This is a genomic window from Flavobacterium sp. (assembly GCF_044371705.1).
Taxonomy (GTDB): Bacteria; Bacteroidota; Bacteroidia; order Flavobacteriales; family Flavobacteriaceae; genus Flavobacterium.
In genome coordinates, this window is record NZ_JBILTE010000093.1 from 1 (window position 1) to 10,676 (window position 10,676).

The following is a 10,676-nucleotide window of genomic DNA, read 5'->3' on the forward strand; positions in this document are numbered from 1 at the left end:
CGCGGAAAAGCGGTGACTTCCCTGCAAGTTGAATTAGGTGTTTCACAGGTGGATGAAGCAGTTGTCAAAGAAAAAATTACCAAGCATTTTAAAAATCTTTTTGAATGTGAATTTAAGTCAGATCTTTCGGATTCGCTTTTTTAGAATGCCGATTCTAAAAATTTGAGAAATTTTAGCAATACATTTTTATCATATAATCCAAGAATCTATAAATCTAATTTCATTTGGTCGGGCAGTAATTTAAAGCTCAACCGGTGGTATTTAGTCACGCCGTATTTTTTGATAGCCTCCCGATGTTCTTTGGTTGGATAGCCTTTGTTTTGTTTCCAGTTGTACATGGGGTATTCTTCATGTATACGTTCCATGTATGCATCGCGGTAGGTTTTTGCTAAAATAGATGCTGCTGCGATGCTTAAATACTTACTATCACCTTTGATTATGCACGCATGAGGAATGTTCAAAATAGGTTTGAAGCGGTTTCCGTCAACAATAATATATTCGGGTGTAGGATTTAACTTTACAATGCTCTCCTGCATGGCTCTAATGGATGCATTTAAGATATTTATTTCATCAATAATTAGCGGGTCTAGATGAGTTACACTAAAGCTCACTGCAAACTCTTCAATTACCAATTTCAATTGTTGACGCATCCGCTCTGTTATTTGTTTGGAATCGTTAATAAAATCCGACTCAAAGTCAGCTGGTAATAGCACAGCAGCAGCGGTTACGGGGCCTGCAAGGCAGCCTCGCCCTGCTTCATCGGTACCGCATTCAAGTTGGTAGGGACTGTAATTTTTTAGTAACATTTTTTTAAAAAATATTTTATTTGACGCAACTGTTGTTAAATTATTGTATCTAAACTGTGAATTAATAAGAGTAATTGTTACCAAAATTAATTTTTTAACATGGTTTGTGAGTAATATTCCGAAGTATTATTTGCTTATTTAAGAAATTATTATGAAGTTTGCCCTTTAACTAACTCAAATAAATTTAATATGAGATCGAAGTTCAAATGGATTTTTACGCTAATATTGGCGTTTTCTATTCAGTTTTCTTTTGCCCAGGAGAAAACAGTGACAGGTACAATTACTGATGGTGGACAACCTTTGCCTGGAGTTTCTGTTGTAGTGAAAGGTACAACTAGAGGAACACAATCAGATTTTGATGGAAAGTATGCCATCAGTGCCAAAGCAGGTGAAGTTTTAGAATTTACCTACATTGGTTTAAAAAAACAATCTAAAACAGTTGGTGCTGCCAGCACGATTAATGTTGCAATGGAAGAAGATGCCGAAGTACTTGGTGAAGTTGTACTTGTAGGGTACCTTTCAGAAACCAAAGCAAAATCAACTTCTGCTATTAGTAGAGTAGACAGCAAGCAGATTGAGCAGGTTCCTGTTGCTTCTTTAGACCAAGTCTTGCAAGGTAATGTTGCCGGTGCGAACATTAAAGTTGGTTCTGGTCAACCGGGTCAAAGCGGAACAATTCTTATTCGTGGACGTAACTCTCTACAAGGTAATGTTGAGCCTTTGTTTGTGGTTGATGGTGTTCCTGTTAGTGAGGACAATTTTAGAGGTATCAACGCGAATGATATCGAAGACATTCAAGTATTGAAAGATGCTGCTGCTTCTGCATTGTACGGTGCTCGTGGTGCTGGTGGTGTTGTTGTGGTAACTACAAAGAAAGGTAAATATAATGGAGGTACTTCCATCCAATATCGTGCATTGTATGGTTTGTCTACGCAGCCTGAGCCAGGTTTTGAAGTGATGAATGCAAGACAGTATTTAACGTTTCAACGAGATATTGCCAGATCAGGTTTTGGTTTTACAGGTATTTCCGGAACAATTAACGAAGGAGGGGCTCTAAGTGATGCTCAGATTGAAGCTTATGCTCAGCAGAGTAATACTGACTGGTCAGAAATTTTCTTCCGAAACGGTATTACCAATTCTCAGGAGTTGAATATGAATACTGGTAACGAAAAAACACGTTCGTATACATCGATTAATTATTTTACGCAAGAAGGTATTACATTACGTAGTAAATTAGATCGTTTTACATTCAGAAATAACTTTGATGTAAAAGCAAGTGAAAAATTTACTTACGGTTCTCAAATTACTGTAGGATATTCTGTAAGTGATTTCGTTGTAGATAGATTAAGAGATGGCAATACAGGCGGACAGTTAGACAATCCATTCATTGTTCCTTATTTAGGTTTGCCTTACATGTCTCCTTATTCGCCAAATGGACAAATCAATATTTATGGTACCCAATTGTCTAATGCCTATGATGCCAATGGTAATGTTGTAAATGCAGGTATCAATGGTTTCTTGAATACTCCCTATTTAGCATTAAATACTCAAACGTTGAACACCGATCAGGAAGCTGAATTTAGAGGTCTTGGAACTATTTATGGAGATTATAAGTTCAATGACAAATTTAAAATGGGTTCAAAATTTGGTGTAGATTATACTAATCTGGAAAGATTGACAATTGACGCACCTGATTCATGGAGAGGTCAAATTGCTACTCGAGTTCCTACATCTATCAATAAAGGTAGTCAGTATGAAGAGTTTACAAGATCAGCTCGTTTTAACATTACCAATTATTTAACTTACACGCAAACTTTTAAAGAAAAACACAACCTTGAGGTTACTGCTTTTCAAGAGTATTTCTATATTAACACAAAGCAATCTGCTTTTGAAGCCTATGGTTTAAATCCAAAATTACCTGGTTCAGGTAGTGGTTTTACTGCAGGTATTACTCAAGAAGGCGGAGCAACACCTTACGTTCCGTTTGTAGCGTCTAGTGAAGTAGAGAGTTCAATCTTTTCACTTTTTGGTGTAGCTAAGTATGATTATGATGGTCGTTTTGGTGTGCAGGCCTCTTTAAGAAGTGATACTTCCTCGCGTTTTGCACCTGAGAACCAATCAGAAATTTTCTATTCTGTATCAGGTACTTGGAATATTTCCAGAGAGAAATTCTTAGAAGGTAATACAGCAATTTCAAATTTGAAATTGAGAGCTAGTTATGGTACTGCAGGTAATCAAGGTGTAGGTAATGCTTACAATGCTTTTGAAATCATCGCCGTAAACCAAGCAGGTTACAATGGTCAGTTTGGTTATCAACCTGCTAGTAATTTTGACAAAGATTTATCATGGGAGGTTACCACACAAGCCAATATAGGTATTGATTTTGGTTTCATGGAAAGCAGATTGAATGGTTCTATCGATGTGTACAATAAGTATACAACAGATTTGTTTTTTGCTAGTCCAACTTCTTTTGTTACAGGGTTTGGATCAGTAACTACTAACGTTGGTGAGATGTCAAATAAAGGTGTAGAGTTATCTTTGTCATGGGATGTGATCAGAAACAATGATTGGAAATTGAATGTATTCTTTAATGGAGCCTACAATAAAAACACCATTGAAAAATTAGCCGATCAAGATTTTGTTGCGGGAGGTTCACAAGCACTTGAAGTGGGTAGACCATTAGGTTCATTCTGGTTAACACGTTATATAGGTGTTGACCCATCCAATGGAGCACCGTTGTACTTGGACGTTAATGGAGATGTAACCAATGTTTTTTCAGATGCTAATAGAGTTTTTCTTGATAAAGGCTCCGATCCATTGTATACTGGTGGTTTTGGTTTGAATGTGTCATATAAAAACTGGTCATTAAACTCATTATTTGCTTTTGCTGCAGAGCAGTATAGAACAAACGGTTCCCTGGGATTGATTCAAGACCCTACTTTGACAGCAATTTCAAATCAAGAAGTTGGTATGTTAAACACATGGCAAAATGTAGGTGATATTACTGCCTATCCTTCCATAGCATTTGGTACTCGTTTGTTTCAATCGGATCGTTATTTAGAAGATGCTTCTTTCCTACGATTGAGAAATTTGACTTTTGCGTATACTTTTGACAAAGAAATGTTGGCTAAAACAAAAGCTTTATCCGGAGTACGTTTGTATTTCCAAGGACAAAATGTGTTCACTTGGTCTAAATGGAGAGGTTTTGATCCTGAATCAACTACTACCTCAGCGTTTTTCGATTTTCCAACACCAAGACAGTTTACGTTTGGTTTAGATGTTAACTTTTAATAAAAAATGAAAATGAAAAAAATATTTTTAATAATCACAGCGGCAATAAGTTTCACAGCTTGTGAAACAGAGTATTTGCCTAATGATCAATTAGCTGCAGCTACTGTTTATACCAATCTTAAAGATTTGCAAGATGGTATGAATGGTGTAATGGGTAATTACAACCCTTATCCACAAATTACCTTTAATTCAATTTTTACAGATGAATGTAAAATTGGAAAAGACAGTGGTGGTCAACAGGTTACTCTGTACAACATGCAAGTAACTGCTGCAGTTAATGCAAATGATATATGGATAGCCAATTACAGAACTATTAATTTTGCTAATAAAATTATTGATGCTGCAGCTGGTATACCAACCAATACTCCTGCAGAGGTAGCTCAAAAAAATAATATTTTAGCTCAATGCTATGCTTTAAGAGCACATTGTCACCTAAACTTATTATCACACTATGCAACTACGATGGAAGATCCTGCAGCATTAGGTGTTATTTATTTAGATTTTGTTCCAGCTGCTACTGCACAATTACCGCGTAATACTGTTGGTGAGTGCTTTACAAAAATGACTGAGGATTTAAATACTGCTCAAGCTTTATTTACAGGTGCTTCTAACAAGATTTTCATGAACAGAGAAGCAATCACATTTATGAGAGCAAAAATTGCATTATTTACAGGTGATAATGCTGGTGCCATTACTAATGCTGATGCTTTGATTTCACAATTCGGATTAGCAACAACTGCAGAATATGTTAACATGTTTGCTGATGCAGGTGCAGGTTTTGATAAAGAAGTAATTTTCAAAGCAGAACGCAAAGGAAACAATGCTTTTGTTGGTGGTATTTGGTATTTTACAGGAACAGGTGGAGCTTTTATGGAAATGTCTAACTCCATGTTTGACTCTTTTCAAGCTGGTGATGTAAGACCTTCTGTGTTGATGTGGGGTGCTGAAAGTGATCCTTCTGCAAATCTTCACTTGATTGGAAAATATTTAGGTTCAGAAGGTTTTCCTTATATGAATGACATTAAAGTGATGCGAATTTCTGAAATGCATTTAGTGAAAGCAGAAGCTCAAGCAAAACTATCTCAGTTTACTGCTGCTGCTGCAACGATGCAAAATTATGTGAATGCAAGATATGCATCAGGTGCTCCAACCAAAAACTATACAACTACTCAAAACGCTATTATTGATATTCTTGAGGAACGTAAATTGGAGTTTGGTTTTGAAGGACATCGTTATGTAGATCTTAAACGTTTACGTGCTATATCAAATACAGGTATTGAAAGAAGTTCTCTTGATTGTGGTGGTGCTGCACCATGTGAATTATCTCCAAGTGACGATCGATTCACCATGCCTATTCCTTTAGCTGAAATGAATGCTAACAGATCAATGGTGCAAAATCCAGGTTATTAATAAAAAAAATTAAATGAAAATGAAAAAAATTGTATCAGTTCTAAGTTTATTTGCTCTTTTTGTTTCTTGTGGAGAAACGGAAGACAAAATTTGGGATCCTACTACCGGACAGACATTAGCCTATTTTGCTAGTACGTCGGGGGTTTTAGGAGTTCCTTTTAATAGTGCGACTTCACAAACTTTAAAAGTTAATGTGAATACACTTTCTGCTGTAGATAGAACAGTTATTGTTGAAGTGGACGAAGCAAATACTACGGTTGATGCTGCCAATTATTCGTTCAATCCAACGGTAACTATCCCGGCTAATACTTATATTGGTGAGTTAGTAATCAATGGAACAGACACACCTGGATTAACTACTGCTCCTGAGCTTTTAGTTTTGAAACTTGTTTCAGTATCTGATGGTGGTGTTGTAGCAACTGCTAAATTAACATTAACAGTGCAACAAATTTGTCCGTTACCAGCTGGGTTCTTCACTGGAAACTATTTGTTAACAGAAACTACACCTTTTGTTGATGGTCCTACTTTAGAGCATAATACGGTTCGTCCAATTGTAGCAGCAAACACTGCAAATGCTTTGGAAAGAAGTTTTATGAGTTACAATTATCCAACGTATTGTTCAACAACTAGAAGAAATTTCAAATTTCAGTTAGTTTGTGGAGAGGTAATTATCCCCGCTGGTAATGATTCTAATTGCACGTGTGGAACACCATTGTTATTTACTGCTCCAACAGTTAACGGAACGTTTAATCCAACAAGTGACGCTACTGCTACTTTGAATTTTACGAATGACACAAACTCAAGTTGCAGTCCTCCGGTACAAACATCTTATACATTAACTAAACAATAATAATACGTATGAAAAATTTAAGATATATACTATTGTTTGTTGCAACATCTTTGTTTGTTGCTTGTAGCAATGATGACGAAGCGGCACGCTTTGCAAATGATTCTCAAAGTGGTTGGGTGCAGTTTAAGCAGCCAAGTTCTACTGCCGTTCAAACGGCACCTATAGCACCTCTTGAATTAGTTATTGGTTCTTCAACACAATTGATATTGCCGGTTGTATTAAGAGCTCCGGAAAATACTGATGGTTTGGAAGTCACCTATACCATTACTGATGTGGTTGGTTCTTCTGCCGGAGTTATCGCCACTGGAACGGTTGTTGAGTTTCCAGAAGCTGTAGCGGGTGGTCAAAATCAATTAAATCAATTAACTCAAAATATCGTTATTGATATTGTCGCTACATCATTAACAAGCAACGTTGAGTTTGATGTTACCTTAACTGCTACTTCTAGATCTAACGTGAAAGTAGGTCTTGACGATTATCCAATTAAAAGAAGGGTAAAAATTTGTTCAAAATCGGTTAGTACAAACCTCACAGGTGTTTCAATAGCTTCTTTAGCGGGTGCTACTCCGGCTCCGTCATTTGTTCCTGTTGTTACTCCGGTTGTGGGTGTTGCGAATAGTTTTAACTTTAATACTTGTTGGGGTGTAGATTTTATTGTGCACATGACCGGTAATCCTGCTACTTCAGGTATCAGAAATTATCCTGGTATTGTAACAATTAATCCTAATTTTTCGGTTACTGTAGTTGGTATTAATACGCCTGCAGCTCCAAACAGATATCCGGGTGGAACCGGTACTTTTAATCCTTGTACAAAACAAATATCATATGTTTTGAACCAAGGGGTATTTACTAATCCATTTACAGTATCTGTTGTTTTAACTCCAAATTAATATGGAATTATAATTTATTTAAACCCGCTTTCGAGCGGGTTTTTTTGTTTTTATATACGTTGTTTATATAACGTTAAAACTTTTTAAATTGATTCTAAATTATTTATATTTGAACTTTAATAAATATTTACATGAAAAAGAACTTTTACTTATTGTTATTCTTATTTTTTGCTTTTTTTATCTCCATGCAATCTGTGGCTCAAGATGCAAAGCAAAGGGATGAAATTGTTAAACACTACGATTTAAATGCTATTAAAGAATTGGCATTGGCTTATGATACGCAAGCTAAAATTAATAAAGAAAATGCATTGAAGGCAGCCCGTATTAATGGTTGGGAAGTTCTTAAATTTAAGGAAGACGGCTCTGTTGATGAGTTGATTGGTTTGTTTCCCGATGGATCACCTATGTATTATTCAATTGATAATGCAACCGCCGCGGTATCAACCAGAACTAATTTCTTAATAAATAGTTATGGCTTAACAGGTTCAGGTATGTTTATTGGTGTTTGGGACGGAGGAACGGCAAGATCTACGCATCAAGAATTTGGGAATCGAGTTTTAATTATGAATGGTCAAACCTTTAATGCTAATAATTTTCATGCATCACACGTTTCAGGAACAATCGCCGCTTCGGGTGTTAATCCGCAAGCGAAAGGTATGGCAACAGCTTCAACGGTTAAAAGTTACGATTGGTTTAACGATGCCTCGGAAGCTTTAGTTGAAGTTCAAAACGGTATGTTGGTTTCTAATCACTCATATGGAATACCAATAGAAAATGCACCGGGCCCTTGGTTTATGGGAGCCTACTCGCAAGCTGCTCAGCAATGGGACCAAGTAGCCTATGTTTCTCCCTACTATTTACCAGTGAAATCTGCTGGGAATAATGGTCAAACCACAAATTCTAGTCCTACTACAACGGGTTATGATAAATTAACGGGTAACAAAAATGCAAAGAACAACCTTGTTATTGCGAATGCTCAAGCAGCAAGTATTGATTCTAATGGAAATTTAAGTGGGGTAAATATTAATGCGAGTAGTAGTCAAGGACCAACAGATGACCGACGAATTAAACCTGATATTGCAGGGCAAGGTTCCGGATTATTGTCAACAGGTGGAGCTTCAAATACAGAGTATATAACTTTGTCGGGAACTTCAATGTCTGCTCCAAATGTAAGTGGTTCTTTAGTACTATTACAGCAATTGTTCTTTACTAATAACAATCGATACATGCGAGCTTCTACTTTAAAAGGATTGGTTTGTCATACCGCTGATGATGCCGGAAATCCCGGTCCGGATGCCAATTTTGGTTGGGGTCTATTGAATTCCAAAAGAGCAGCAGAAGCAATTATTTTTAATGGGTTAAATGCTTCTATAGCAGAAAATGTTTTAACACAAGGACAAACGGCTACGTTTAATGTAAAATCGGATGGTGTAAATCCATTAATTGCATCCATCACTTGGACCGACGTACCGGGACCTGTTAATAATGGTGTTTTAAATGATCCTACTCCGGTTTTGGTCAATGACTTAGATATTCGTATCTCTCAAGGTACCACGACATATTTTCCATGGAGATTACAATCCAATGCTACTCAAAACGCTACACGAACAGGCGATAACAATGTTGATAATGTAGAAGTTGTACGAATAGATGCTCCAACCGCAGGTGATTATACCATTACAGTTACGCACAAAGGCACTTTACAAGGAGGACCTCAAAATTATTCTTTAATTGCTACCGGACTTGATTCGAGTTTTTCAATTAGCTCGTTAAGCGAAGAACAAAAGGCTTGCACAACAGGACAAGCGGTGTTTAATTTGAATTTCATTAATGGTGATTTTTCAAGTGTAACTCTTTCTGCAAGCAATTTGCCTGCTGGTGTGGTAGCTACATTTAGTGAAACAGTATTAGATTTTAATACACCTTTTACGCTAACTTTAACTAACTTAGCTAGTTTAGCTCCGGGTCAGTACACTATTAATGTCGTTGGAACTAAAGGAGCTGAAGTAAAAACTACTCCTGTTTATTTAAGAGTATACAGCAACATTTTTACAAATGTATCGCAGGTATATCCTGCTGCAAACCAAGAGAATTTGTCTACAACAACTACTTTAAAATGGAGTCAAAATATTAATGCAACTTCTTATAAAGTTCAAGTTTCTACATCAAACACTTTTGCCACCATTAGTCAAGAAGGTGTAACTACTAATTTGTCATATACTGTAAGTAATCTAGCCCAAGATACAGAGTATTATTGGAGAGTACTTCCCATTAATTTGTGTGGAGAAGCAGTAACAGGTGCAGTTAGAATGTTTACTACCGGTGTTTTGGTTTGTAATACCGTTTATACAGCAACTAATTTTAGTTCTGCAAACATTGGTGCAGGGTTTTTAGCAACAGCTTCGGTTCCTGTAACTTTACCCGCTGGTTTTAGCGTGGGAAGTATGGCAGTGAATTTTACTATCACGCATCCTGCAGTTCAAGAATTAGTGGTGATATTAGAAGGCCCGGCCGCCATCGGAAGTCCACAAATAGTACTTTTAAATCAAGAATGTACAGGTACAGCACCCAATATTAATGTGACTATTTCCGATGTAGGTGCTCAATTAGTTTGTGCAGGTAATCCGGTTATTTCGGGAATTGTAAAACCTAGAATGCCTTTAAATGCCTTAAACAATCTTCAAACAGAAGGTGTTTGGACATTAAGAGTGGCAGATGACTTTGAATTAAATGGAGGTGTGATTAATTCCTTTTCTTTAAATCTTTGTACCATTGAAAATAACTTGAGTGTCGGTTCGCAGCCATCCTTAGACTTCACAGTTTATCCAAATCCTTCTACAGGAATTTTAAACATACAGTTGAGTTCATTAACTGCTGATAGTGCCAATGTTAGTATTCATGATGTGCAAGGAAGAAAAGTTGCTTCCACAGTTATTTCCAATAATTTGTCACAAATTGCAATAGACAATTTATCCAATGGTGTTTATTTTGTTGCTGTAGATCAGAACAATCAGAAAACAACTAAGAAAATTGTTTTACAAAGGTAATTTCTCTTTTTAAACAAAAGAATAGGGCTGTTTGAAAGAACAGCCCTATTTTATTTAAAATATTTCACAACTATTTGCATATTTTTTAACTCGAAGTTGGCTGATAAATCTATTTTAAAAACTAAAATTAAATTACCTTTGACCAAATTTTTATTTGAATGCACGGTTTTCGCCTAGCTATACTTTTTTTATTAGTATCATTTGTTGTCCAAGCTCAAAGAAGGTCAACCGATGATCAAATTCCGATTAACCAAACCGGCAACCCAACTAATTCTCCAGTCGGGCAAAATTCAAAATCAACTTCAAACAAAAAAGCTCCCAAGGCATCTATTAGTCAATACCAAATCATTACGCTTTCAAAAGACACAACCGTTGTAGATAC

At 36.4% G+C, this 10,676-nt stretch carries 6 protein-coding genes and 1 pseudogene; 6 read left to right on the forward strand and 1 reads right to left on the reverse strand.

The genetic code is table 11. The annotated features are described in order from the left end of the window. Positions 1-206: 206 nt before the first annotated feature. Positions 207-806: a ribonuclease HII gene (locus ACIQ2S_RS07890; protein WP_396174728.1), complete on the reverse strand. Its 600-nt coding sequence runs from the start codon at positions 804-806 to the stop codon at positions 207-209. A gap of 189 nt (positions 807-995) precedes the next feature. Here ACIQ2S_RS07890 and ACIQ2S_RS07895 point away from each other — a divergent pair, with 189 nt between their 5' ends. The 6 genes and pseudogenes from ACIQ2S_RS07895 to ACIQ2S_RS07920 form a co-directional block, all read left to right on the forward strand. Beyond that, a complete protein-coding gene (locus ACIQ2S_RS07895) occupies positions 996-4,097 on the forward strand; it encodes a SusC/RagA family TonB-linked outer membrane protein (protein WP_396174730.1) in 3,102 nt (1,033 codons plus the stop codon). Positions 4,098-4,109: 12 nt separating this feature from the next. Further along, entirely contained in the window at positions 4,110-5,507 is a 1,398-nt protein-coding gene (locus ACIQ2S_RS07900; RefSeq protein WP_396174732.1) for a RagB/SusD family nutrient uptake outer membrane protein, read from the forward strand. Positions 5,508-5,526: 19 nt separating this feature from the next. After that, entirely contained in the window at positions 5,527-6,357 is an 831-nt protein-coding gene (locus tag ACIQ2S_RS07905; RefSeq protein ID WP_396174735.1) for a hypothetical protein, read from the forward strand. Between the two features lie 8 nt (positions 6,358-6,365). Further along, the gene (locus tag ACIQ2S_RS07910; protein ID WP_396174737.1) at positions 6,366-7,247 is read left to right on the forward strand and encodes a hypothetical protein; all 882 of its coding nucleotides are present in this window, start codon (positions 6,366-6,368) and stop codon (positions 7,245-7,247) included. A 131-nt stretch (positions 7,248-7,378) separates the two neighbouring features. Continuing rightward, positions 7,379-10,294, forward strand: a complete 2,916-nt coding sequence (locus ACIQ2S_RS07915) for a S8 family serine peptidase (RefSeq protein ID WP_396174739.1) — start codon at positions 7,379-7,381, stop codon at positions 10,292-10,294. A 158-nt stretch (positions 10,295-10,452) separates the two neighbouring features. Beyond that, positions 10,453-10,676 (forward strand): annotated as a pseudogene (locus ACIQ2S_RS07920) (hypothetical protein); the annotation flags it as partial.

Bases quoted from the DNA above. Each gene is read 5' to 3' on its own strand.
- ACIQ2S_RS07890 (WP_396174728.1), bottom strand. From the start codon at position 806: ATGTTACTAAAAAATTACAGTCCCTACCAACTTGAATGCGGTACCGAT.
- ACIQ2S_RS07895 (WP_396174730.1), top strand. From the start codon at position 996: ATGAGATCGAAGTTCAAATGGATTTTTACGCTAATATTGGCGTTTTCT.
- ACIQ2S_RS07900 (WP_396174732.1), top strand. From the start codon at position 4,110: ATGAAAAAAATATTTTTAATAATCACAGCGGCAATAAGTTTCACAGCT.
- ACIQ2S_RS07905 (WP_396174735.1), top strand. From the start codon at position 5,527: ATGAAAAAAATTGTATCAGTTCTAAGTTTATTTGCTCTTTTTGTTTCT.
- ACIQ2S_RS07910 (WP_396174737.1), top strand. From the start codon at position 6,366: ATGAAAAATTTAAGATATATACTATTGTTTGTTGCAACATCTTTGTTT.
- ACIQ2S_RS07915 (WP_396174739.1), top strand. From the start codon at position 7,379: ATGAAAAAGAACTTTTACTTATTGTTATTCTTATTTTTTGCTTTTTTT.